Below are 22,908 nucleotides of genomic sequence, written 5' to 3' on the forward strand. Positions count from 1 at the left end.
GCCGACGCTCAGTCACCGGCGGGCAGGGTGGCGAGCCAGTTGCGCAACAGCGCGGCACCGGTGTCGGCGGACTTCTCCGGGTGGAACTGCGCCGCCGACAGCGGCCCACGCTCCACGGCCGCCACGAAGTCGGTGTCGTGGTGCGCCGTGGTCACCAGCGCGCCCGCGCCCGACAGCGCCGCCGGGTCGCCCATCGCGTACGAGTGCACGAAGTAGAAGCGGCTCTGCGTCGGCAATCCGGCGAACAGCACCGAACCCCGGGGCGCGCGGACCGTGTTCCAGCCCATGTGCGGCAGCCGGTGCGCCGCCAACCGGGTCACCCCGCCGGGCAGCAGCCCCAGGCCCTTCGCCACGACGCCGTGCTCCTCGCCGTACTCGAAGAGCACCTGCATGCCCACGCAGATGCCGAGCACCGGGCGGCCTGCCGCCACCCGCTCCGCGATCACCGGGCCCGCGCCGATCGCCTCGATACCCGCCATGCAGGCGGCGTACGCGCCCACCCCCGGCACCACCAGACCGTCCGCTGCGGCGGCCGCAGCCAGGTCGTCGGTCACCCGGACGGACGCGCCGGCCGCTTCGAGGGCCCGCTCCGCCGAGCGCAGGTTGCCCGAGCCGTAGTCGAGCACCACCACGTCGGCGGTCACGACCCCGACTCCGGGATCAGCCGCAGCACCCCGGCGGCCGTGGCGAGCAGCGCCAACAGGGCGGTGATCACGACTGCACCACGTGGAGCGCCCTGCCGGTGCAGCGACCACGCCCCACCGACCAGCACCCCGGCGAGGATCAGCAACAGCGTCGGCAGCGCGGCACCCATCAGAGCCACCTTTCGTTCGCGACTGCGGGGCTCCGCTTCGCTGCACTCCTCGCGCTCATCAGAGCGCACCCTTCATTCGCGACTGCGGGGCTCCGCTTCGCTGCACTCCTCGCGCTCATCAGAGCGCACCCTTCATTCGCGACTGCGGGGCTCCGCTTCGCTGCACTCCTCGCGCTCATCAGAGCGCACCCTTCGTGCTCGGAATCGCGCCCGCCGCCCGTGGGTCGATCGCGGTGGCCTCGCGCAGCGCCCGCGAGACCGCCTTGAACTGGGCCTCCACCACGTGGTGGGCGTCCGGGTGGCCACCGGGACGCGCCGCCCGCAGCACGTCGACGTGCAGGGTCACCCGGGCCGCCTGGCCGAACGACTCCCAGATGTGCCGGGTCATGCTCGTCGCGTAGACCGGCCCGATGTACGGCGCGAGCAGCGGCTCGTCGTGCACCACGTAGGGGCGGCCGGACAGGTCCACCGCGGCCCGGACCAGCACCTCGTCCATCGGGACGGTCGCCGACCCGTACCGCCGGATGCCGGCCTTGTCGCCGAGCGCCTGGTCGAACGCGGCGCCCAACGCCAGGGCGGTGTCCTCCATCGTGTGGTGCGCGTCGATCTCCAGGTCGCCCACCGTGCGGACGGTCAGGTCGTAGCCGCCGTGCCGGGCGATCTGGTGGAGCATGTGGTCGTAGAAGCCCACGCCGGTGCTGATCTCGGCGGCGCCGGTGCCGTCGAGGTCGATCTCGACGAGGACCTTGGTCTCCTTGGTGATCCGCTCCACCCGGGCGGTCCGGCTCATTGCTTACCTTTCGGTCGCGACTGCGGGGCTCGCAAGCTCACTCCTCGCGCTCCCATCGCTGCAGTCTCCATCGCAGTCAGAAAAGCGTCGGTCTCGGCCGGCGTGCCGGCGGTCACCCGTAGCCAGCCGGGCAGGCCGACGTCACGGACCAGCACCCCCTGCTCCAGCAGGGCATGCCAGACGGTGGTCTGGTCACCGCCGACCTCGAACAGCACGAAGTTGGCGTCACTGTCGGCCACCCGCAGGCCACGCCCGCGCAGCGTCGCCACGATCCGGTCCCGCTGCGCCTTCACGGCAGCCACCGTACCGAGCAGGGCGTCGCGGTGGGTCAGCGCCGCGCGGGCGGCGGCCTGGGTCAGCGCGGACAGATGGTAGGGCAGGCGGACGAGCTGCACCGCCTCCACCACGGCCGGGTCGGCGGCCAGGTAACCCAGCCGGCCCCCGGCGAAACCGAAGGCCTTGCTCATCGTGCGGGTCACCACGAGCCGTGGGTGGCCGGGCAGCACCGCGAGGGCGCTGACCGTGCCGGGCCGGGCGAACTCGGCGTACGCCTCGTCGACGACCACCATGCCGGGCGCGACGTCGAGCACGGCGGCGACGACCGCCGGGTCGAGAGCGGTGCCGGTCGGGTTGTTGGGTGAGCAGAGGAAGACCACGTCGGGCCGGTGCTCGCGGACCTGGGCGACCGCCTCGTCGGCGGTCAACCCGAAGTCGACGCCGCGCCGGGCCGGCACCCATCGGGTGCCGGTGCCGAGGGCCAGCAGCGGGTACATCGAGTACGACGGGACGAAGCCCAGCGCAGTACGCCCCGGCCCGGCGAACGCCTGAAGGAGCTGCTGCTGGATCTCGTTGGAGCCGTTCGCCGCCCAGACCTGCTCGACGGTGAGCCCGTGTCCCAGGTATGCGGCCAGGTCGGCGCGCAGCGCCACCGCGTCCCGGTCCGGGTAGCGGTTCAGGTCACGCAGCTCGGCGGCGAGCGCCTTGCCGATCGCGTCCACCACCGACTCGGGCACCGGGTAGGAGTTCTCGTTGGTGTTGAGCCGCACCGCCACGTCGAGCTGGGGTGCCCCGTACGGCGAGAGGCCACGCAGGTCGTCGCGGATCGGCAGATCGTCGAGGCCGCTCACGCCGACTCCCCCGCGAACCGGACCTGGACGGCCTGGCCGTGCGCCGGCAGGTCCTCCACGGTCGCCAGGGTCACCACGTGCGGCGCGACGTCGCGCAGCGCGGCCTCGGTGTACTCGATCAGGTGCACCCCGCGCAGGAAGGACTGCACCGACAGGCCCGAGGAGTGCCGGGCGCAGCCGCCGGTGGGCAGCACGTGGTTGGAGCCGGCGCAGTAGTCGCCGAGCGACACCGGCGACCAGGCGCCCACGAAGATCGCCCCGGCGTTGCGCACGCGCAGCGCCCACTCCCGGGCGTCGGCCGTCTGGATCTCCAGGTGCTCGGCCGCGTACGCGTCGACCACCCGCAGCCCCGCCTCGAGGTCGTCGACCAGGACGACGCCGCTCTGCTCGCCGGTCAACGCCGTGGTCACCCGCTCGGCGTGCTTGGTGGCCGGCACCTGCCGGGCCAGCTCCGCCTCGACCGCGTCGACGAGCGCGAGCGACGGGGTGACGAGCACGCTCGCCGCGAGCGGGTCGTGCTCGGCCTGGCTGATCAGGTCGGCGGCGACGTGCGCCGGGTCGGCGCTGTCGTCGGCGAGGATGGCGATCTCGGTCGGACCGGCCTCGGCATCGATGCCGACCACGCCGCGCAGCAGCCGCTTGGCGGCCGTCACCCAGATGTTGCCCGGGCCGGTGACCAGGTCGACGGGCTCGCAGCGCAGCTCACCGGCCGGGTCGACGGCGGAGCCGTACGCCAGCATCGCGACCGCCTGGGCGCCGCCGACCGCGTACACCTCGTCGACGCCGAGCAGCGCGCACGCGGCGAGCACCCGGGCGTCGGGCAGGCCGTCGTTGTCCTTCTGCGGCGGGCTGACCACCACCAGCGAGCGCACTCCGGCCGCCTGGGCCGGCACCACGTTCATCACCACGGTCGACGGGTACATGGCCAGGCCGCCGGGGACGTAGAGGCCGACCCGGTCGACGGGCAGCCACCGTTCGGTGACCGTGCCGCCGGGAACCACCTGGGTGACGTGGTCGGTACGCCGCTGGTCGGCGTGCACCCGGCGGGCCCGACCGATCGACTCCAGCAGCGCCTCGCGCACCGCCGGGTCGAGCACTCCCTCGGCCTTGGCGATCGCCTCGACGGGCACCCGCAGCACCTCCGGAGAGACGCCGTCGAACCGCTCGCTGGCCTCCCGGATCGCCGGGTACCCATGGTCGCGGACCGCCTCCACCAACGGACGGATCCGCTCGACGGCAACGGACACGTCGAGCTGGGCACGGGGCAGCAGACGGCGCGGGTCACCGAGACCGTCGCGCAGGTCGATCCGATTCAGCACCCTTGCGAGTCTAGGCGGCCCTTCCGTCGCCCACCCGAGCCGTCCGCTCGGCGGGACGGTGAGCCGGGCCACGCCGCCGCGGACGGGATTGGTTAGGCTCGACGACGTGACCGCACGGCTGCCGGTGTTCCCGCTCGCAACGGTGCTCTTTCCCGGGTTGGTGCTGCCACTGCACATCTTCGAGGAGCGCTACCGGGCCCTGGTCCGGCACCTGGTCGACCTGCCCGAGGGCGCGCCGCGCGAGTTCGGCGTGGTGGCGATCCAGGCCGGCTGGGAGGTGGCCCCCACCGGGCCCGGCGCCCGTGCCGGCAACGGGGTCGGCGACGTCACCCTGCACGAGGTGGGCTGCACCGCCGAGCTGCGCCAGGTCACCGAGCTGGCCGACGGTGGCTTCGACATCGTCACGGTGGGCCGACGTCGATTCCGGATCGCCGACGTCGACGACGCCACCGCGCCCTACCTGACGGCCGCGGTGGAATGGCTTCCCGAGGCCAGCGGGCCGGACGAGGTCGCCGACCTGCTGGCCGCCCGCGTGATCGCGGTGTTCCGGCAGTACCTGAGCCTGATCCGGCCCGACCCGGAGGAGATCTCCGAGCAGCTTCCGGAGGACCCGACGGTGTTGTCGCACCTGGTGGCGGCCACCGCCGCCCTGACCGTCGACGACCGGCAGCGGCTGCTCGCCATCGACGACACCGCCGCCCGGCTGCGCGCCGAGCTACGGCTGCTCAACCGCGAGGCGGCTCTGCTGCGCCAGGTGCGGGCGGTTCCGGTGCCGTTGTCGGAGCTGGCGTCCCCGCCGACACCCAACTGAACGACGCCGGGTCCGGCTCCGGGCGCAGCGACGGCCACCGCGACCAGCCGGCCAGCAGGGTGTACGTGACGGCGGCTCCGAACGCCGGCAGCAGCAGGTTGCCGTGCGGCACCGGCAGCACGTACCCGAGCCAGTCGATCCCGCCGGCCCGCAGGTCGGCGGGTTTGGTGAAGGCCTGCCCCGCCGGGGCGCTCTCCAACAGCCGGTCGAACGTCGCCAGCCCCACCCGACGCCCCACCTGCCAGGCCACCGGGGCTGCGGCGAGCGTGCCCAGCACCGCGCCGAGCAGTCCGACCGGGCCGCGTCGCCGACGCAGCAGGAACCACAGGGCCAGCGCGGCGAGCACCCCGAACGCCAGCCCGAGCAGGCTGAACCAGCCGTCGGCGGCGATCGGCTGCTCCGGCTGGGGCTCGGCGTAGATCGCGCCCTCGGCGGTCTTGAGCACCGGGGTGTCCGGCGCGAACGCCGCCCAGAGCAGCCCGAGCGGCGCACCCAGCACGGCCAGCGCGAGCGCCGCGCCGAGCACCGTAGCCACCGTCCGCAGCGGCCGGCGCGGCTCGTCGGGGGTCAGCTCCACCCCGCTCGGGTACGCCGGCACGGCGGCATCCTGCTCGGGAAGCGACCCGAACGACGTCCCGGCGGACCCGCTGGACGCACCCGGCGACCCGGACGCGCTCGGCGCGGCCGACGGTGACGGCGCGGCCGACCCGGACGCGGTCGACTCGTTCGTCGCGGACGCCGGCGGCACCGCCGACCCGGACGCGGTCGACTCGTTCGTCGTGGACGGCGGCGGCACCGCCGACCCGGTGGGCGGGGCGGACCCGCCCGGCGGCGGCACGGCCGACGGTCGGGGTGGCGCGGAGCGGTCGTCGGGGATGTCCACGTGCCGCTGCGGGTCGGGGTTGTCCGGGCTCACCCGATGATCCTCTCAGGCCCCGCGACGGGCCGGGGCGCCGGTGGCGGCGAACCAGCTCACCGGGCGAACGGCTCCGCCATGGCCGCGGCGGCCCGCAGCCACGCCTGGCGGGTCTCCGGCTGGAGCTGGTGGTACTCGATCGACGAGCCGGTCTCCAACGCCGGGTCGTACGGCACCACCGCCACCGCGCGGGTACGCGTGGCGAAGTGCCGTTCCAGGTCGTCCTGTAGCGCCGAGCGGCCGGGGGTGGGGCAGGAGATGAGGGTGACCGCGTTGTCGGCCAACTCGCCCATCCCCTCCTCGTGCAACAGGTCGAGCATCCAGTCGGCGCTGAACGCCGCGTCCTCGCGGGGCACGGTGGTGACCACCAGTTGGTCGGCGGCGTGCATCACGGTGCGCCAGTTGGGGCTCTCCACATTGTTGCCGGTGTCCACGCAGATCACGTCGTGCGTACGCCGCAGGAGCTCGAGCACCCGCTTGACGGTGAACTGGTCGAGCCGCTGCGCGAACCGGGGGCTCTCCTCGCCGGCCAGCACGTCGTACGAGCCGTCGGAGGCGTGCCGCAGGTAGTCGTCCAGCCGCTCCAGCAGCGTCGCGCCCTCCATGATCTCGATCTGGGCGAGGTCGCTGACCAGGTGCCGGATGGTGCGGGCGTGCCGGGCGCTGCCGGCACGCAACCCGAGGGTGCCCCGCAGCTCGTTGTCGTCCCAGGCCAGTACGCCCCGCCCCCGCACGCTGCCGACGGTGGCGGCGGCGAGCACGGTCGCCGTGGTCTTGTGCACGCCGCCCTTGGGGTTGGCGAACGCGAACACCCGAGGCGTGCCCAGGTCGCGGCGGAGCACCCCGGTGGCGCGCTCGGACTCCTGGTCGACGCCCTGCGGACGCCATTCGACCCGGGCTGGAAAGCCCCGCTCGGCGAGGGCCGAGCCGGGCGGGGTGACCGACGCGACCGGCGGCGGCGCGACCGGCGGGGCGGGCGGCGGAACGACCGGCGGCGGCGCGATCGCCGGGGCCGGTGTCACCGGCGGAGCGGGGGCCGGGTAGCCGGTTTCCGGCTGGTAGCCGGTCTCCAGCAGCGCGTACCGGGACTCGCCCACGGGATTGCCCTGCCGGTAGCCGTTGTCCAGGATGGCGTAGCGCGACTCCGGTTCCGCGCGGCGCGGCGGCTCGGGCTCGGCCTGGTAATTCGGTTCGACCGGGTAACCCGGCTCGGCCCGGTAGGTCGGCTCGGCCCGGTAACCGGGCTCGGCCCGGTACGTCGGCTCGGCCCGGTAACCGGGCTCCGCGCGGTACGCGGGCTCGGCACGGTAGTCCGGCTCGGACCGGTACGCCGGCTCGGACCGGTACGCCGGCTCGGCACGGTAGTCCGGCTCGGACCGGTACGCCGGCTCGGCACGGTAGTCCGGCTCGGACCGGTACGCCGGCTCGGCACGGTAGTCCGGCTCGGACCGGTATCCCGGTTCGGCACGGTAGGCGGGGTCGACCCGGTACGTCCCTTCGGCCCGGTAACCGGGCTCCTGGCCGTACGACAGATCGGCCGGATGCCCGATGGCCGACGCGCGCCCCGCGTAGCCGTTGGGGGCCGCGCGTCGCGGCAGTGGGTCCGGGGCCGTCTCGTCGGCACGGCGCTCGGGCTCGGGCTGTTCCGCCGCCCGGCCGCCCAGCCGGGCACGGTCGAGCAGAGCCCGCCACCTCGGCGCTGGTTCGGCCGGCCGGCCCCAGCCGGTCTCACTGCCCTCCACGGCCCGCCCTCCCAGCGCCATCGATCTCTGCCTGACAGGCTACGAACCAAACCCTATTCGGACCACTCCTGCGGACGCACGCCGCCCGGCGTAGATCACGGCGGGGAAGTGGCCAGCAACCCGGCGTCGGTCGCGTCCGGGGAGGTGGTGAGCGCCGACGGAGCAGGCTCGGTGGACTGCGCCGGGGTCGGCTCGGGTGACGCAATCGTTACGAGCGGTGCGGGTTCCGACGATTCGCCCATCGGCACCGGCGGCCTCGGCGTGCTCGACGTCGAAGTGTCGCTCGCGCGCGGCGTCGGACTCGGCCCGGTGTCGACCGGCGGCCGGACCACGTCGCTCTGCTCGGGCAACGGTGGCGTGAAGACCGTGCGGTCGAGCCGGTACACCTCGGGCGCCGGATCGACGGCCCGCACGTCCGGGCGGGTGGCAACCCGACGCAGCGCCTCCGGTGCCGCGCGCACCACCGCCGCGTAGACGCAGGCGCAGCCGGCCCGGTACGCCTGGGCCTCGGCGCTCGCCACGTCCGCGCCGACGACGTACCGCTCCCGCAGCTCGCGCTCGGCGACGCCGTCGCCGCGCACCGCGCCCGCCCGCGCTCGGTAGTCGGCGGCCTCGTCGTCCTTGCGCGCGGCCACCCGCTCCATCTGCGCGACCACGTCGTCGGGCACCCGCAGGGCGGGCATCCGGACGATCTCGGTCTGCCGACCGGGCAGCGGCACCCGCCCGAAGACCGTCGAGACCGACACGTCGCCGAGCACCGTCGCCAGTCGCTGCGGTGGCAGGTACGCGTCGAGCGTCACCAGCGCGTACGTCCCGTCCACGGCGGCCGGAGCGGTCGGACCGAGTGCGGCCAGGTCGGCCGCCGCGGAGCTGAGGTAGCCCGGGACGGAGTCGCCGTCGGCCACCCCGACGCGGGTCACCTCGCCCACCGTCGTGTCGCTGACCGGGGCGTCGTCGACCGCCCAGACGGCCGTGCCCAGCACCGCCGCGGCGGAGAGCACCGCGGCCCAGCTGAGCACCCCGGACCGCGTCGAGGTGTCACCGAGACGGGCCACCGCCCGGCTCAACGGCGGCAGCAGCCGTTGGTCCAGCTGCCGCAGCAGGTCGCCGGCACGCACGGGCGGGATCCCCTCGTCAGATCGATGTCGGGTGGTCGCCGCTCAGTCACGCAGGATCTCAAGCGCACGTTCCAGATCGTCAGGGTAGTCGCTGACGAACCGGACCTCGTCCCCCGAACGGGGATGCAAAAAGCTCAGTTCGCGGGCGTGCAACCACTGACGGGCCAGGCCGAGACGGGCCGAGAGGGTGGGGTCGGCGCCGTACGTGAGGTCACCCACGCAGGGGTGCCGCAGGGTGGAGAAGTGCACCCGGATCTGGTGGGTCCGGCCGGTCTCCAACCGGACGTCGACCAGGCTGGCGGCCGGGAACGCCTCGAGGGTGTCGTAGTGGGTGATGCTCGGCTTGCCGCCGGACACCACGGCCCAGCGGTAGTCGTGCGTGGGGTGCCGGTCGATCGGCGCGTCGACGGTGCCCCGCAGCGGGTCCAGGTGGCCCTGCACCACGGCGTGGTAGCCCTTGTCGACCTCGCGGTACTTGAAGGCCCGCTTCAACGCCGTGTACGCCTGCTCACTCTTGGCCACCACCATGATTCCGGTGGTGCCCACGTCGAGGCGGTGCACCACGCCCTGGCGCTCGGCGGCGCCACTGGTGGAGATGCGGTGGCCGATCGCGGCGAGCGCGCCGATCACCGTCGGGCCGGTCCATCCCGGGCTGGGGTGCGCGGCCACCCCGACGGGCTTGTCCACCACGACGATGTCGTCGTCGGCGTACACGACGCGCAGGCCCGGCACCGCCTGCGGCACCACGGTCGGCGGGGCGACCGGGGCGGGCAGCGTGACGTCCAGCCAGGAGCCGGCCTTGACCTTGTGCGAGTTGGCCCGGACAGCGCCGTCCACCAGGGCGTCGCCCGCGTCGACGAGGGCGGCCGCGGCGGTCCGGGAGAGGCCGAAGAGCCGGGACACCGCCTGGTCCAGGCGCATGCCGTCGAGACCGTCGGGTACGGGCAGGGAACGGTGGTCGCCGCCAGCGGCGAAGGCGGAGGTCATGCCCGCTCCCGCTGCTCGGCGTCGGCGGTGGCGTCCGCGTCGCCGGTGGCACCGGCACCGCCGGCCCGCCGGCCGTCGCGCTGCCGGCCGGTCAGCTCGAGCAGCACGGCCAGCACCACACCGCAGACGAGCGAGCTGTCCGCCAGGTTGAACACCGGGAAGTACTCGCCGTACGGCCCGAAGACGCTGATCATGTCGACGACGTGCCCGTGGAAGGGCGCGGGCGCCCGGAAGATCCGGTCCATCAGGTTGCCCAGCGCGCCGCCGAGCACCAGGCCGAGGGAGATCGCCCACGGCAGCGAGCGCAGCCGCAGCGCCATCCACACGATCCAGCCGACCACGCCGATGGTGATCAGCGGGAACACCCAGGTGTAGTCCGCCCCGATGCTCCACGCGGCGCCGCTGTTGCGGGTCAGACTCAGGTACACCAGCCCGCCCAGGATCCGGACCGGCTCGCGGTCGGTGAGGCCGGCCAGCGCGAGGTGCTTGGTCACCAGGTCGGCCAGCAGGGCCACCAGGGCCACTCCGGCGAGGATCGCGACAGCCCGGGGTCGGGGCTTGCCGCCGTCCGGGTCGGTGCGGCCGGGTTCGGCGGGCGGTACTGCGGTCATGCGCTCCCCATCGAGGTGTCTCGGCGGTGATCGCTCACCGTCTCGTCGCAGACGGGGACCGGGCCTTCAGCGCCGCTCCTCCAACTGCTTGCACGTCACACACAGGGTGGCCGACGGGAAGGCGGCGAGGCGCTCGACCGGGATCGGGTTGCCGCACCGCTCGCACCAGCCGTAACCACCCTCGTCGAGGCGCTCCAGGGCGCGCTCGACCTGCGTGATCCGTTCCAGGATGCTGTTGGCGAGAGAGATCTCCTGCTCCCGCTCGAAGGTCTTGGTGCCGGTGTCGGCCTGGTCGTCCCCGGCCGAGTCCGTCAACCGCTCGCGCTGCAGCTCGGTGATCTCGCTCAGCGTCTGATCGTACTCGGCGCGCAGCTCGTCCCGCCGCGCCGCCAGCGCCGCCCGGATCTTCTCGGTCTCCGCCGCGCTGCGGGTGGCCTTGGCCACCGGCTTGCGGCCGGCGGTCCTGGTGTCGGCGGGCTTCGCCATGGGTCGCTCCCTCGGCCGGGGAGCCGCGCGGTCGCGGCACCTGGTCAGGGGCGCCGACAGAGGCGTCCCCTGAGTACGAAAAGGGGCGCACGGCGACAATGGCCGCGCACTCCCGAGGTTGGCAAGAATACGGAACGTACAGGCGTCCGACAACGTGGCGCACCGTCGTACCGCTCAACCGCCCCGAGACTACCTAATTGGGGCAAAGGGAACGCTAGCAGATCAACCGACCGCTTCATCCCCGTACTCACCAAACCATCGGGCCAGCCGACCTCGTCGGCTGACGGCCCGCAGCCGCCGTTCGGCGGCGTCCCGTACCCCGGCGGTGGCGACGATCAGCAGGCTGTCGCCGGTCTTCAGCCGAGTGTCCGCGCCGGGCACGAAACCCACCCCGTCGCGCAGCACCAGGGTCACCGAGGCGCCCAGCGGCAGCCGCAGCTCGTCGACGTGCACACCGGCCAGCCGGGAGCCCGGCGGCACCTCCAGCTGCAACAGGTCGGCGCGCATCCGCTCCAGCGGCGCGGTCTCCACGTGGATCTCGGCGGCCTCGGCCGGCGCGGTGGTCCCCAGCCGGCGGGCGAGCGGACCGAGCGTGCCGGTCTGCACCAGTGTGAAGATCACTACCAGCACGAAGACCGCGTCGAAGAGGCGCTCCGCGCCCGGCACCCGCTGCGAGAGCGGAATGGTGGCCAGCACGATCGGCACCGCCCCGCGCAGCCCGGCCCAGGACAGGAACGCCTGCTCCCGCAGGCCCACCCGGAACGGCAACGCCGAGACCGCCACCGACAATGGTCGGGCCAGCAGCACCAGCGCCAGCCCGGCGACCACCGCCGGTAGCACCGCGGCGTCCAACCGGCCCGGCGCGACCAGCAGGCCGAGCAGCACGAACAGCCCGATCTGCGCGAGCCAGGCCAGCCCGTCGGCGAAGCCGAGGATCGCCTGTCGGTGCGGCAGGCGGGCGTTGCCCAACAGCACCCCCGCCACGTAGACGGCGAGGAAGCCCGAGGCGTGCAGCACGGCGCCGGCGGCGTACGCGAGGACGGTGATCCCCACCGCCGCGATCGGGTACAGGCCGGCCGAGGGCAGCGCCGCCCGGCGCAGCGCCCAGGTGCCGGCGAGACCCGCGCCCACGCCCACCGCCGCGCCGACGCCCAGCTCGTAACAGACCAGCGCGACCTCGTACCACCACGGATGCGACAGGCCCCGGTGCGACAGCAGCACCACCAGCAGCACCACCGGAGCGTCGTTCATGCCCGACTCGGCCTCCAGCGTGGCCACCAGTCGGGGCGGCAACCGCAGTCGCCGCAGGGTGGCGAACACCGCCGCCGCGTCGGTGGAGGAGAGCACCGCGCCGTAGAGCAGCGCCAACCGCCAGTCCAGACCCAGCAGCAGGTGTACGACGACGCCGACCACCACGATGCTGACCACCACGCCGACCGTGGAGAGCGCGGACGCCAGTCCAAGCACCGGACGCAGCGTGCTCCACCGGGCGGTGAGGCCACCCTCGGCGATGATCACGATCAGCGCGCAGAAGCCGAGGGTCCGGGTCAGGTCGACGTCGTCGAAGCGGATACCGAGCCCGGCCTCGCCGATGGCCACGCCGAGCGCCAGGTAGACCAGCAGGCTGGGCACCCCGAGGCGGGTCGAGAGCCGGACCGCGCCGACCGCCACCAGCAGCACGGCCGCGCCGAGCAACAGCGCGATGTCCAGCCCGGGCGTCACGGTCGCCGGGCCCGGGCGGTCCTCACCCCGCGGCTCCGTCGCGCAGACGGCGCAGCACGTCGGGCACCTCGGGGGTGGGCCGGTCGACGAGGAAGAGCTTGTCCCGGCTGGCCGCGCCGGTCCGCAACGACACCGTCGCCGGCCGGATGCCCAACGCGGCGGCGAGGGCGCGGCGGGCCGCCTCGGTCGCCCGACCGTCCACCGCCGGAGCGTGCACGGCGATCACCAGGGCGGGGCCGTGTGGGCCGTCGAAGCGACCGCCGACAGCGTCGCGGGAAGCGCCCGGCTTCACCCGTACCGCCACGGTGAGCGCGTCCTGTGGGGGCACCGGCACCGCTCTTCAGATCGGCCGGGCGTCGATGAGCAGGGCGGTGGCCGGCGCGCACGCCGCGCACGGCGTGAAGCCGAGCTCGACGGCCTCGGCGACGGGAAGCGTCTCGGGGGCCCGGCCGATCAGGTGCGGGCACGCGGCCAGGTGGTAGCGGGGCCGTCCGTCCACCACCTCGACGGGGTCGGGCAGCCGGGCGATACGGGCCGCCTCGGCGGGAGTGACCGGTTGCTCGGCGGGCTCGTCGGCCAAGGGGTCGGACTCGTACGCCTCGTCGCCGCGGGCCACGACGGGTGACGCCGGACTGACCGGCGAGGACCGCCCGCTGCGGTCGGCCGCCGCCTCGAACTCGTACGGCGGCTCGGGGTCGGGCGGCGGCTCGGGTGGTTGCCGCCACCCGGTGCCGCCGTCACCGACCGTCGAAGGTACGTGCTGGACCGGCACGTCCGGCTCGGCCAGCGGTGGCCCGTACGCGGCACCCGGCTCGGCCCGGCTGGCCGTGCGGAATGCCCCGCGTTCCCGCGAGCCGACCCGGCCGGGATCCGCCGAGGCGCGGTTGGCGGCTGCCTGACGGGCACCCACCACCAACGCCACGGCGGCCAGCAGACTGGCCGCGATAGAGATGGTCAACAGAGTGCTGGAGCCACCGGCCAGGCCGAACACCAGCAACGCCACGGCGACGAGGATGAGCAGGAGACTCGCGACTATCACGGCTCACCCCTGCCGCGTCGTACCGTCCAGGCGGGGCCGGCGACCGTCACCATCTGCGGAGAGCGATCGCCGGCCGGTGCTCAGCGTCCGGCTTCGAGGGCGCCGGAGCGCCCGCCGCCGTACGAACCGGCGAGGCCCGCCGCGGCCAGCCCGTTGCCGCCGGCGACCCGGCCTGCCTCGGAGCGGGTCATCTCGGCTTCGAGGCCCTGGCCGCGACCGTCGAGGTCCCGCAGCTGGCTCTCCAGGTACGCCTTGAGCCGGGTGCGGTACTCACGCTCGAACTGCTTGAGCTCCTCGATGTGCTTCTGCAGGGCCGTGCGCTTGGCGTCCAGGCCGCCCATGGCCTCCTGGTGCCGCTGGCGGGCGTCCCGCTCCAGGGCGTCGGCCTTCGCGCGAGCCTCGCGGGTCACCTCCTCGGCCTTGCTCCGCGCCTCGGACAGCAGCTGGTCGGCCTCGCGGCGCGCGTCGGACACGTGGTCGTCGGCGGTGCGCTGGGCCATCATCAGCACCCGCAGCGCCTGCTGCTCACCGTCACCGGTGACGCCGGCCGGGCCGCCGGTCGCGCGGACCTGCTCCAGCTCGGCCTGCATGGCGCGGGCGGCCTGCTCGGCAGCGGACTTGTCGCGCTGGACCCGGTCGAGCTGGGCCTTGACGTCGTTGAGCTCCGCCGCCAGTCGGGCGTCGCCGCCGGGGCCGGCGGGGGCACCGCCACGGCCGCCGCGCTCCACCTGGGCGCGCAGCTCGTTGTTCTCCTCGATGAGACGGGCGAGCTCGCGCTCGACCTCGTCCAGGAAGGCGTCGACCTCCTCCTCGTCATACCCCCGCTTGCCGATCGGCGGCTTTTTGAAGGCGACGTTGTGGACGTCGGCCGGGGTCAGCGGCATCGAAACTCCTCGGGTCAGTTGCGGCCGCGAAAGCGCGTCGGTCATCAGGCAGATGCCCTGATCGACGGCCCTAACACGAACTCCATCAGCACGAACAGGATAACCAGGAGCACAAGGGAGGCCAGGTCGATGCTCACGGTACCAATTCGCAGCGGAGGGATCACACGCCTCAACGCGTTGAGAGGGGGATCAGTGACGCTCCACACGGATTCCAATCCTGCAGCCGCTCCGCGCCCCGGCTGCCACCGGCGGCCGTACTGCAGGACGGCGCTCAACACGAACCGGGACAGAAGAAGAAGCAGGAAGACATAAAGGACCAGGTACAACACTTGCAGCAAGATCGACAACACGGTCAGCGACGTCCCTCGGGTCGGGCGGGGTCAACTCAGGCTGAAAAAACCGCCCTCAGCGATCTTGGCCTTGTCCTCAGCGGTGACCTGGACATTGGCCGGTGAGAGCAGGAACACCCGATTGGTCACGCGCTCGATCGTACCGCGCAGCCCGAACGCCAGACCGGCCGCGAAGTCAACCAGACGGCGGGCGTCGGCCTCGTCCATCTCGGTGAGGTTGATGATCACCGGTACACCGTCGCGGAAGTGCTCACCGATGGTGCGCGCCTCCCGGTAGGTGGTCGGGTGCAGGGTGGTGATCTGGTAGCGCTGCTCCTCCTCGGGCACGACCACGCGCTCGCGCGTCACGGCCTGCGGCGCGAGGGCCAGGTTGTCGCGGGTGTGGTACGTCAGCGCCCCGGACGTCTCGCTCGCCGGGGACCGCGTGATCGACCGGACGCTGGAGCGCTCGGAGCGCTCAGCCCGCTCGGCCCGCTCGGTGTCGCCACGGTCGGAATCGGCGAGCCGCCCGGTCGACCGCTCGGAGAGTCGGCCCCGCTCACTCGCGCGCGGCCGGGGAGCCGGCGGCTCCTCGGTGTCGTCGTCGTCCTCGTCGGCGAACTCCTCGGCGTACCGGCTCTGCCGGTAGCGCGAGTCACGGTAACCACCCTTGTCGTAGTCACCGTCGTCGTAGGCCCGCTCGTCGTCTTCCTCGACGAGACCGAGCCAGACCCCCGCCTTGCGCAGTGCACCCATCCCGCGCCCTTCCGTCCGCCGTGCGGCACTCGCCCCCGTGCCATGTCGCCCGTCGCGAGTGGACAACCATGCCCATCGGACCGGGACGGCAATCCCTTGACATGCGATTCGCGTCGCGTGTCACGACCCCCACAGGATCGGCCGTCCCTGAAACAACACTGATGTAATTTGCCTGTCTCGCGGTCAGGCTACCGCAGCGTGGGACGCATTCCGAGCAACGCGCTACCGACGCGGACATGTGTCGCGCCGTAGCGGATCGCGATTTCCAGGTCGCCGCTCATCCCCGCCGACAACGCTGTCGCTCCCGGATGGACCGATCGGAACGCCTCGGCGATCTCGGCCAGCCGGGCGAAGGCGCGATCCGGCGGCCAGCCCAGCGGCGCGACCGCCATGAGGCCGGCCAGCCGCAGCCCGGACGCCTCGGCGACCGCCGCGGCGACCGTGTCCAGGCCGGACTCCGGGTCGGCCGACCCCGGCAGAGCGCCGCCCCGCGCCGGGTCGCCGTCGATGCTCACCTGCACCAAGGCGTCCAACGGCCGGTCCCGCTGCGCCGCCGCGCCGTCCAGGGCCCGGGCCAGCCGTACGCTGTCCACCGAGTGCACGACGTCGGCGTAACGGACCACCGAACGGGCCTTGTTGCGCTGCAACTGCCCGATGAAGTGCCAGCGTGGACGGACACCGGCGGCGGCCACCTCGGCCGCCTTGCCGGCGGCCTCCTGATCGCGGTTCTCCCCCACGTCGGCCACCCCGAGGCCGGCCAACGCCACCACGTCCCCGGCCGGGTACGTCTTGGTCACGGCGATCATGGTGACGTCGGCGGGGTCCCGGCCCGCCTGGTCGCAGGCCTCGGCGATCCGGGCCCGTACCGTCGCCAGACCGGCCGCGAGTTCCGCGCGCCGGTCCGGTCGTACCGTGGCTGAGCTGTCGGTCATCGGCGGCGCTCAGGAGCCGTTCTTGAGGAAGTCGGGCACGTCGACGTCGTCGAAGAGCACCCGGCGGGGCGACTGCGTCGGTGCCGGCAGGGTGGCCGGCGGCGGCACCGGGGTGGTCTGCGGCGCCGGCTGGTTGGTGTTGGTCTTGCGGGGCGACTCGGCCGCCTTGTAGGCCGGCGTGCCGCCGTCGAAGCCCGCCGCGATCACGGTCACCCGCACCTCGTCGCCGAGTGCGTCGTCGATGACCGCGCCGAAAATGATGTTGGCGTCCGGGTGGGCCGCGTCGGTGACCAGCTGCGCCGCGTCGTTGATCTCGAACAGGCCCAGGTCGGAGCCACCGGCGATGGAGAGCAGCACGCCGCGCGCGCCGTCCATGCTCTGCTCCAGCAGCGGGCTCGAGATGGCCGCCTCGGCCGCCTCGACCGCGCGGTTCTCCCCGCGGGCGCTGCCGATGCCCATCAACGCGCTGCCCGCACCGCTCATCACGCTCTTGACGTCGGCGAAGTCCAGGTTGATCAGACCCGGGGTCGTGATCAGGTCGGTGATGCCCTGGACACCGGAGAGCAGCACCTGGTCGGCGGTGCGGAACGCGTCCATCATGCTGATGTTGCGGTCGCCGAGCGCCAGCAGCCGGTCGTTCGGGATGACGATCAGGGTGTCGCACTGGTTACGCAGTTCGTCTATCCCGGACTCGGCCTGCACCTGCCGGCGCTTGCCCTCGAACGAGAACGGCCGGGTCACCACGCCGATGGTCAGCGCGCCGAGCTTGCGGGCGATGTTCGCCACCACGGGCGCGCCGCCGGTGCCGGTGCCGCCACCCTCGCCGCAGGTCACGAAGACCATGTCGGCGCCCTTGAGCACCTCCTCGATCTCGTCGCGGTGGTCCTCGGCGGCGTTCTTGCCGACGTCCGGGTTGGCACCCGCGCCCAGCCCGCGGGTCAGCTCGCGGCCGACGTCGAGCTTGACGTCGGCGTCACTCATCAGCAGCGCCTGAGCATCGGTGTTGATCGCGATGAACTCGACGCCCTTGAGCCCAACCTCGATCATCCGGTTGACGGCGTTGACGCCGCCGCCCCCGATGCCGACGACCTTGATGACCGCCAGGTAGTTGTGCGGAGGTGTCATCTCCGGTCCTTTCCCTTCGAGATTGGCTTCGGCCGACCGGGTACGGCGTGGCCAGCCCAGCGGCCGACGACAGCGCCACCAGCGAAGATCAGAGGTGAACCCTAACCCTCTACTAGAGGCTTACAGTTATGTCAACCACTGATCCTCTTCGGGGCAACGTAAGCGCCGCCGCGCCAGGAGCCAAGGACCCGGCCGGCGTGTCGCCGGCCGGAGCGCGACTCGTCACGTCCATGGTCCGGCCACCCGTCAGCGGAAGGTCACCACGTCCGGTGCGCTCACGTCGATCCGCTCGCTGTCCTCCCCGAGCAGCGCGGTGGCCACCCGGGCCTTGTCCGCGCTCCGCGTGGCGTCCCCCCAGACCACCGTGCGCTCCCCCCGCAGCCGCAGGCTGATCCGAGCCAGACCCGCCACGCTCACGTCCACCAACTCCGCACGCAACTGCGGGGTCAGCGCGCCGAGCACCTCCAGCGCGGCCCGGGTGTCCGGATCGGCCGCGGCGGGTCGGACCACCCGCACCAGCGGCAGCCCGGCCGGGCGGCGGGCCACCGTCTGGAACGCCACACCGCTGCCGTCGATCACGGTGAACGCGTCCGCCTGCGGCACCACCGCCACCGGCGTCCGCTCGGTCACCCGCACCACCAGCGTGCCCGGCCAGTCCCGCGTCACCGTGGCCCGCTCCACCGGCGCCAACTCACCGACCCGACGCGCGGCGGCCGCGAGATCCACCCGCGCCAGCGGCACCCCGTCGGCGACCCCCACCGCGTCGCGTACCTGCACGTCCGTGACCAGCTTGGCGCCCTCGACGGTGACCGACCGGACCCCGAACAGTCCGGTGCCGAGCACCGTCCAGGCGATCAGCCCGACGAGCGCCAGCACCCCGGCAGCCACCGCCCACGGCATGGCCGCCCGCATCCGGCGCTGCCGGGCGCGGGCCATGAACCGGCGGGTCGACGCCGGCACCGCGTCGCTGCCGGCCCGGACCAACTGCCAACGCCGGACCGGACCGCGCCGTGGCGAGCCGCCGTCGGACGGGCTGGTCCGCCCGCGGGCGGGGCCGGGGCTCATCCGGCCGTGGGCGTCGCGCCGTCCGGTGCGGCGGCGCCGAGGGCCGCCCCGTCGCCACCGGCGGTCGACCCGCCCGGCACCGGCTGGCCGATCGCCGGGGTCGTCGCCAGCTCGTCGACGGCCGCGGTCGCCGAGGAGCCGACGGTACGCGCCCCCAACGCCGCCAGCAGCTCGTCACCCATCAACGAGATCGGCGGGGCGCCCATGGTGACCACGACGTCGCCCGTACGGGCCCGCCGGACCACCTCGCCCGGCACGGCCTCCCACGAGTCGACGAACACCTTGCGGTCGGCCGGCAGGTCCACCGCCGCGATCAGCGCCGCCGAGCCCTCGCCCGGCTGGCGCAGCTCGCCCGGCCCGAAGACCTCCAGCAGCACCACCTCGTCGGCGATGGCCAGCGCCTCGGCGATCTCCGCCTGGTTGTCGCGGGTGCGGTACAGCCGGTACGGCTGGAAGACGACGATCAGCCGCCCGTCCCCGGCCACCTCGCGCAGCGTCTGCAACGCCAGCGTGATCGAGGTCGGGTGGTAGGCGTACTCGTCGTAGACCAGCACGCCGTCCGCGACACCCTTGCGCTCGAAACGCCGCCGCACGCCGGGGAAGACCGCGAGCGCGGCCTCCGCCGCCTCCAGGGGCAGTTCGAGCAGGTACGCCGTCAGCACCGCCGCGGCGCTGTTGAGCCCCATGTGCCGCCCCGGCACCGGCAGCCGGAACTCGCCCAGCGATCGTCCGTCGATCGCGGCCAGGTAGCGCACGCCGCGCGCGGAGGAGGCGATCTCGGTCAGCCGCAGGTCGGCGTCGTCGGCCGCGCCGTAGGTGAACACCCGCCGTCCCTCGGCGCGCAGGGTCGCCGCCAGCCGCCGGCCGCCCGGGTCGTCGGCACAGGTGATGATGAACCCGCTCGGGTCGGTGAGCCGCGCGAACTCCGCGAACGCCGCCTCCAGCGTCGCGTAGTCGCCGTAGGTGTTCAGGTGGTCCGGCTCGACGTTCGTGATGATCGAGACGTACGGGCGGTAGATGAGGAACGAGCGGTCGCTCTCGTCGGCCTCGACCACGAAGTGCTCGCCGGTGCCGTGGTGGGCGCCCGAGCCGACCTCGGAGATCTCCCCACCGATCACGAAGGACGGGTCCACACCGGCCTGCTGGAGCACCATCGTCACCATCGACGTGGTGGTGGTCTTGCCGTGCGTACCGGCGACCGCGATCGCCCGGCGGCCGGTCATCGCTGCCGCGAGGGCCTCCGAGCGGTGCAGCACCCGCAGGCCACGGCGACGGGCCTCGACCAGTTCCAGGTGGTCCTCCGGGATGGCCGAGGAGTAGACGACGGTGTCCACCCCGTCCAGGTTGGACGCCTCGTGGCTGAGGTAGATGGTGCCGCCGAGCGCCCGCAGGCCCGCCAGCGACGGCCATTCGCGCAGGTCGCTACCGGAGACCTGGATGCCCCGGGTGAGCAGCAGCCGGGCCACGCCGAGCATGCCCACCCCGCCCACGCCGATCAGGTGCACGGCGCCCAGGTCCTCGGCGGTCAGCGTGCCGGCCGGCGTGAACTGCGCGGTCATCGGGCCACCGCCTCGAGGACGAACGAGCGCAGCGCCTCGTCACCGTCGCGCCGCCCGTACGCGGACGCGGCGGCGCCCATCGCATACAGCCGTTGCGGGTCGCGGATCAGCGGGATGACCGCCCGCTCCAGCCAGTCCGGGGTCAGCTCCGCGTCGTCGACGAGCAGACCGCCGCCGGCCTCCACCACGGGCAGGGCGTTGCGCCGCTGCTCCTGGTTGCTGTGCGGGTACGGCACGAAGATCGTCGGCAGGCCGATCGCGGCCACCTCGGCGACCGTCATCGCACCGCCCCGGGCCAGCATCAGGTCGGCTGCCGCGTAGCCCAGCTCCATCTCGGACAGGTACGGCAGCGTCACGTACGGGACCGGCAGGTCGGTGGGGATCGGCACCGGCTCGTTGCGGGCGCCCATCACGTGCAGCACCTGCACACCGTTGCGGGCCAACTCCTTCGCCGCCCCGGAGACCGCCAGGTTGACCGAGCGCGCGCCGGACGAACCGCCCGCCACGAAGAGCACCGGCAGATCCGGGCGGAGGCCGAACCGGGCGCGGGCGGCATTGCGCATCGCGTACCGGTCCAGCGCGGCGATGCTGCGGCGCAGCGGCACACCCACCACGGTGGCGTCCCGCAGCGACTCGGCCTGACTCGGCTGGTGCGGGAAACCGACGGCCACGTTCTTGGTGAACTTCATGCCGAGGCGGTTGGCGACGCCCGGCGGCACGTTCACCTCGTGGATCACCATCGGCAGCTCGCGTCGCCAGGCGGCCAGGTAGGCCGGCACGGAGACGTACCCGCCGAAGCCGACCACCGCGTCGGCGCGCACCTCGTCGATCACCTTGCCCGCCGCGCGGGCCGCGGTCCACATCCGGCCCGGGGTACGGACCAGGTTCATGTTGACCGACCGGGGCAGCTGGTACGCCGGGATCTGCCGCAGGTCGTAGCCGTGCGGCGGGATCAGGTCGTTCTCCATGCCCTTGGGTGTGCCGAGACAGGTGATCCGGACGCCCGGGTCGTGTCGGCGCAGGCAGTCGGCGAAGGCGAGCAGCGGGTAGACGTGCCCCCCGGTGCCACCTCCCGCGAGCACCACCGAACGCAGCGGACCCATCAGCGTCTCCTCTCGCTCGCCGTACCCTGACGGCTCCGGCCCTGCCGGACGCCGCGCGGTGCGGCCTGGTCGTCCTTCCGCCGCTCCCGCGACCGGGGCACTGGCCCTCGGGCCGCCGGTGGCGTCGCCGGTCGGCGACGCCGGCCGGGAAGCGGCGGCAACGGGGCCCAGAGTAGTCGGACCCACCGGGCCGGCGGACGGGCATGCAGTGCTCTGGCCGCATCGGGTTCGGCGCGGGCGAAGGACGCCAGCATCCCGATCGCCGCCAACGTCACGACCAGGGCACTTCCGCCGTCGGAGATGAACGGCAGCGGCAGACCGGTGATCGGCAGCAGCCCGACCACGCCGCCGATGTTGATCACCGCCTGGCTCACCAGCCAGGTCGTGACGGCGGCGGCGGCGAGCCTCCGGAACGGGTCGTCGACCCGCCGGGCGATCCGCAGACCGGTGTACGCGAGCACGGCGAACAGGGCGAGCAGCACGGCACAGCCGATCACGCCCAACTCCTCGGCGATGATCGCGAAGATGAAGTCGTTGTGGGCCTCGGGCAGCCAGTCCCACTTGACACTGCCCTTGCCCAGCCCGACGCCGAACCAGCCACCGTGCTCGATGGCCAGCCGGCCCTGGTAGAGCTGGAGGCAGCCGTCGAGCTTGCACTCCTGCGGGTCGGGCGGGTTGATGAACGACGTCAGCCGCGCCAGCCGGTAGTTCTCCGAACCGCGCTCGCCGGAACCGGCGCCCAGCGAGGCGACCGCGATGAGCAGGCCGACGCCGAGCAGACCGGCCACGGTCAGCGCGCCGAAGACCCGCATCCGCACGCCGGCTGCCCAGAGCAGGCCGACCACCAGGGCCAGCAGGCAGAGCATCGTGCCGGTGTCGTTGTAGCCCACCAGTACGAAGAGCAGGCCCATCACCGGGAAGAGCGGGGTGGCCAGCTCCCGCAACCAGCCCAGCGCTGCCCCCTTGCGGGCAATCACGTGCGCGCCCCAGAGGACCAGCGCGAACTTGGCCAGCTCGGACGGCTGGAGCTGGATCCCACCGACGAACAGCCAGTTCAGCCGCGCCTCGATCGGCCCGAGCGTGACCGACTTCAGGTTGGCGAGCCGGCCGTACGCGACCAGCAGGTTGAGCACCAGCAGCAGTGCCACCGCGGTGAACAGCAGCGGCCGGCCGAGGGAGCGGTAGGTGCTGGCGGGCAGTCGCTGACACGCCCAGAACGCGCCGATGCCGATCACCGCGAAGATCGCCTGCTTGGTCAACGAGGCCGACGCGTTGCCGTCCTCGGCGTAGTCCTTCACGCTGGTCGCCGAGAAGACCATGGTCAACCCGATGAGCAGCAGCAGGCCGGCGCTGGACAGCAGCAGGTAGTAGGAGGCCAGCGGCCGGTCCAGCAGGCCCCGCAGCGCGGCCAGTCCAGCGGCCGCGTCCAGCCCGCGCAGCGGCGACGGCGTCTCCGCTGCCACGTCCCGCCGGGCCGCCGCACCCGGTTCCGCGGCACGCGTCTCGTCCGACTGACTCCCAGCCTCCGCGGCACGTCCCGCTTCCACGGTCGGTGACCGTCGCCGCCGACCGACTGTCCTGTCTTCGGTGTCTCGTTCCTCCCCCACACGGACATCATCACCGCTCGGCACGCCCGACAGGCCGACAACGCCGCACCGGGCGTGTCGGGAGGT

General features: G+C 73.4%; 24 protein-coding genes. 1 reads left to right on the plus strand and 23 read right to left on the minus strand.

What is annotated here, in order from left to right:
- Window positions 1–8: 8 nt before the first annotated feature.
- From hisH to hisD, 5 genes are all read right to left on the minus strand, one after another.
- A complete protein-coding gene (hisH, locus tag ACN269_RS10675) occupies window positions 9–644 on the minus strand; it encodes an imidazole glycerol phosphate synthase subunit HisH (RefSeq protein WP_421472300.1) in 636 nt (211 codons plus the stop codon).
- A complete protein-coding gene (locus ACN269_RS10680) occupies window positions 641–814 on the minus strand; it encodes a hypothetical protein (protein WP_354856150.1) in 174 nt (57 codons plus the stop codon). The genes hisH and ACN269_RS10680 overlap by 4 nt, the downstream gene beginning before the upstream one ends.
- Before the next feature lie 178 nt (window positions 815–992).
- Window positions 993–1,604 (minus strand): imidazoleglycerol-phosphate dehydratase HisB, encoded by a 612-nt coding sequence (hisB, locus tag ACN269_RS10685; RefSeq protein WP_355049484.1) that lies wholly within the window; start codon window positions 1,602–1,604, stop codon window positions 993–995.
- Window positions 1,601–2,731, minus strand: coding sequence for a histidinol-phosphate transaminase (locus tag ACN269_RS10690; protein WP_421472301.1), 1,131 nt, complete (start codon window positions 2,729–2,731; stop codon window positions 1,601–1,603). The genes hisB and ACN269_RS10690 overlap by 4 nt, the downstream gene beginning before the upstream one ends.
- Window positions 2,728–4,050 (minus strand): histidinol dehydrogenase, encoded by a 1,323-nt coding sequence (hisD, locus tag ACN269_RS10695; protein ID WP_421472302.1) that lies wholly within the window; start codon window positions 4,048–4,050, stop codon window positions 2,728–2,730. The genes ACN269_RS10690 and hisD overlap by 4 nt, the downstream gene beginning before the upstream one ends.
- Window positions 4,051–4,156: 106 nt before the next feature.
- On the opposite strand from hisD, the gene ACN269_RS10700 reads away from it, so the two are divergent.
- Entirely contained in the window at window positions 4,157–4,861 is a 705-nt protein-coding gene (locus ACN269_RS10700; RefSeq protein ID WP_396799204.1) for an LON peptidase substrate-binding domain-containing protein, read from the plus strand.
- On the opposite strand, the gene ACN269_RS10705 is transcribed toward ACN269_RS10700, so the two are convergent.
- From ACN269_RS10705 to ACN269_RS10790, 18 genes are all read right to left on the minus strand, one after another.
- Window positions 4,776–5,777: a DUF2567 domain-containing protein gene (locus tag ACN269_RS10705; protein WP_421472303.1), complete on the minus strand. Its 1,002-nt coding sequence runs from the start codon at window positions 5,775–5,777 to the stop codon at window positions 4,776–4,778. The genes ACN269_RS10700 and ACN269_RS10705 overlap by 86 nt on opposite strands.
- A 56-nt stretch (window positions 5,778–5,833) precedes the next feature.
- Entirely contained in the window at window positions 5,834–7,540 is a 1,707-nt protein-coding gene (locus tag ACN269_RS10710) for an AAA family ATPase (RefSeq protein WP_421472304.1), read from the minus strand.
- 74 nt (window positions 7,541–7,614) lie between these two features.
- Window positions 7,615–8,637 carry a hypothetical protein gene (locus ACN269_RS10715; RefSeq protein WP_421472305.1) on the minus strand — a complete coding sequence of 341 codons (1,023 nt, stop codon included), beginning with the start codon at window positions 8,635–8,637 and terminating at the stop codon, window positions 7,615–7,617.
- A 42-nt stretch (window positions 8,638–8,679) separates the two neighbouring features.
- Complete coding sequence (locus ACN269_RS10720; protein ID WP_421472306.1) at window positions 8,680–9,624, minus strand: RluA family pseudouridine synthase; 945 nt, start codon at window positions 9,622–9,624, stop codon at window positions 8,680–8,682.
- Complete coding sequence (gene lspA, locus ACN269_RS10725) at window positions 9,621–10,235, minus strand: signal peptidase II (RefSeq protein ID WP_421472307.1); 615 nt, start codon at window positions 10,233–10,235, stop codon at window positions 9,621–9,623. Before lspA ends, ACN269_RS10720 begins: the two co-directional genes overlap by 4 nt.
- Before the next feature lie 66 nt (window positions 10,236–10,301).
- Entirely contained in the window at window positions 10,302–10,721 is a 420-nt protein-coding gene (locus ACN269_RS10730) for a TraR/DksA family transcriptional regulator (RefSeq protein WP_355049476.1), read from the minus strand.
- 222 nt (window positions 10,722–10,943) lie between these two features.
- A complete protein-coding gene (locus ACN269_RS10735; protein WP_421472308.1) occupies window positions 10,944–12,443 on the minus strand; it encodes a potassium/proton antiporter in 1,500 nt (499 codons plus the stop codon).
- Between the two features lie 22 nt (window positions 12,444–12,465).
- Complete coding sequence (locus tag ACN269_RS10740) at window positions 12,466–12,777, minus strand: DUF167 domain-containing protein (RefSeq protein WP_421472309.1); 312 nt, start codon at window positions 12,775–12,777, stop codon at window positions 12,466–12,468.
- A gap of 6 nt (window positions 12,778–12,783) precedes the next feature.
- Window positions 12,784–13,482, minus strand: coding sequence for a hypothetical protein (locus tag ACN269_RS10745; protein WP_421472310.1), 699 nt, complete (start codon window positions 13,480–13,482; stop codon window positions 12,784–12,786).
- An 80-nt stretch (window positions 13,483–13,562) separates the two neighbouring features.
- A complete protein-coding gene (locus tag ACN269_RS10750; protein WP_139586062.1) occupies window positions 13,563–14,366 on the minus strand; it encodes a DivIVA domain-containing protein in 804 nt (267 codons plus the stop codon).
- Window positions 14,367–14,410: 44 nt separating this feature from the next.
- Window positions 14,411–14,716, minus strand: coding sequence for a YggT family protein (locus ACN269_RS10755; protein ID WP_355049471.1), 306 nt, complete (start codon window positions 14,714–14,716; stop codon window positions 14,411–14,413).
- Window positions 14,717–14,746: 30 nt separating this feature from the next.
- Window positions 14,747–15,451 (minus strand): cell division protein SepF, encoded by a 705-nt coding sequence (locus tag ACN269_RS10760; RefSeq protein ID WP_421472311.1) that lies wholly within the window; start codon window positions 15,449–15,451, stop codon window positions 14,747–14,749.
- A gap of 188 nt (window positions 15,452–15,639) precedes the next feature.
- Entirely contained in the window at window positions 15,640–16,383 is a 744-nt protein-coding gene (locus tag ACN269_RS10765; protein WP_421472312.1) for a YggS family pyridoxal phosphate-dependent enzyme, read from the minus strand.
- A 9-nt stretch (window positions 16,384–16,392) separates the two neighbouring features.
- Entirely contained in the window at window positions 16,393–17,508 is a 1,116-nt protein-coding gene (gene ftsZ, locus ACN269_RS10770; protein ID WP_421472313.1) for a cell division protein FtsZ, read from the minus strand.
- Between the two features lie 246 nt (window positions 17,509–17,754).
- Entirely contained in the window at window positions 17,755–18,573 is an 819-nt protein-coding gene (locus ACN269_RS10775) for a cell division protein FtsQ/DivIB (RefSeq protein WP_421472314.1), read from the minus strand.
- Complete coding sequence (gene murC / locus ACN269_RS10780; RefSeq protein ID WP_421472315.1) at window positions 18,570–20,132, minus strand: UDP-N-acetylmuramate--L-alanine ligase; 1,563 nt, start codon at window positions 20,130–20,132, stop codon at window positions 18,570–18,572. The genes ACN269_RS10775 and murC overlap by 4 nt, the downstream gene beginning before the upstream one ends.
- The gene (gene murG, locus ACN269_RS10785) at window positions 20,129–21,235 is read right to left on the minus strand and encodes an undecaprenyldiphospho-muramoylpentapeptide beta-N-acetylglucosaminyltransferase (RefSeq protein ID WP_421472316.1); all 1,107 of its coding nucleotides are present in this window, start codon (window positions 21,233–21,235) and stop codon (window positions 20,129–20,131) included. The genes murC and murG overlap by 4 nt, the downstream gene beginning before the upstream one ends.
- Window positions 21,235–22,647, minus strand: coding sequence for an FtsW/RodA/SpoVE family cell cycle protein (locus ACN269_RS10790; RefSeq protein ID WP_421476273.1), 1,413 nt, complete (start codon window positions 22,645–22,647; stop codon window positions 21,235–21,237). The genes murG and ACN269_RS10790 overlap by 1 nt, the downstream gene beginning before the upstream one ends.
- Window positions 22,648–22,908 lie beyond the last annotated feature (261 nt).

The organism is Micromonospora sp. WMMD736, from assembly GCF_049179015.1.
Classification (GTDB): Bacteria; Actinomycetota; Actinomycetes; order Mycobacteriales; family Micromonosporaceae; genus Micromonospora.

Coding starts and splice junctions, on each gene's coding strand:
- ACN269_RS10680 (WP_354856150.1), bottom strand. CDS start 814: ATGGGTGCCGCGCTGCCGACGCTGTTGCTGATCCTCGCCGGGGTGCTG.
- hisB (WP_355049484.1), bottom strand. CDS start 1,604: ATGAGCCGGACCGCCCGGGTGGAGCGGATCACCAAGGAGACCAAGGTC.
- ACN269_RS10710 (WP_421472304.1), bottom strand. CDS start 7,540: ATGGCGCTGGGAGGGCGGGCCGTGGAGGGCAGTGAGACCGGCTGGGGC.
- ACN269_RS10720 (WP_421472306.1), bottom strand. CDS start 9,624: ATGACCTCCGCCTTCGCCGCTGGCGGCGACCACCGTTCCCTGCCCGTA.
- lspA (WP_421472307.1), bottom strand. CDS start 10,235: ATGACCGCAGTACCGCCCGCCGAACCCGGCCGCACCGACCCGGACGGC.
- ACN269_RS10730 (WP_355049476.1), bottom strand. CDS start 10,721: ATGGCGAAGCCCGCCGACACCAGGACCGCCGGCCGCAAGCCGGTGGCC.
- ACN269_RS10750 (WP_139586062.1), bottom strand. CDS start 14,366: ATGCCGCTGACCCCGGCCGACGTCCACAACGTCGCCTTCAAAAAGCCG.
- ACN269_RS10760 (WP_421472311.1), bottom strand. CDS start 15,451: ATGGGTGCACTGCGCAAGGCGGGGGTCTGGCTCGGTCTCGTCGAGGAA.
- ACN269_RS10765 (WP_421472312.1), bottom strand. CDS start 16,383: ATGACCGACAGCTCAGCCACGGTACGACCGGACCGGCGCGCGGAACTC.
- ftsZ (WP_421472313.1), bottom strand. CDS start 17,508: ATGACACCTCCGCACAACTACCTGGCGGTCATCAAGGTCGTCGGCATC.
- ACN269_RS10775 (WP_421472314.1), bottom strand. CDS start 18,573: ATGAGCCCCGGCCCCGCCCGCGGGCGGACCAGCCCGTCCGACGGCGGC.
- murC (WP_421472315.1), bottom strand. CDS start 20,132: ATGACCGCGCAGTTCACGCCGGCCGGCACGCTGACCGCCGAGGACCTG.
- murG (WP_421472316.1), bottom strand. CDS start 21,235: ATGGGTCCGCTGCGTTCGGTGGTGCTCGCGGGAGGTGGCACCGGGGGG.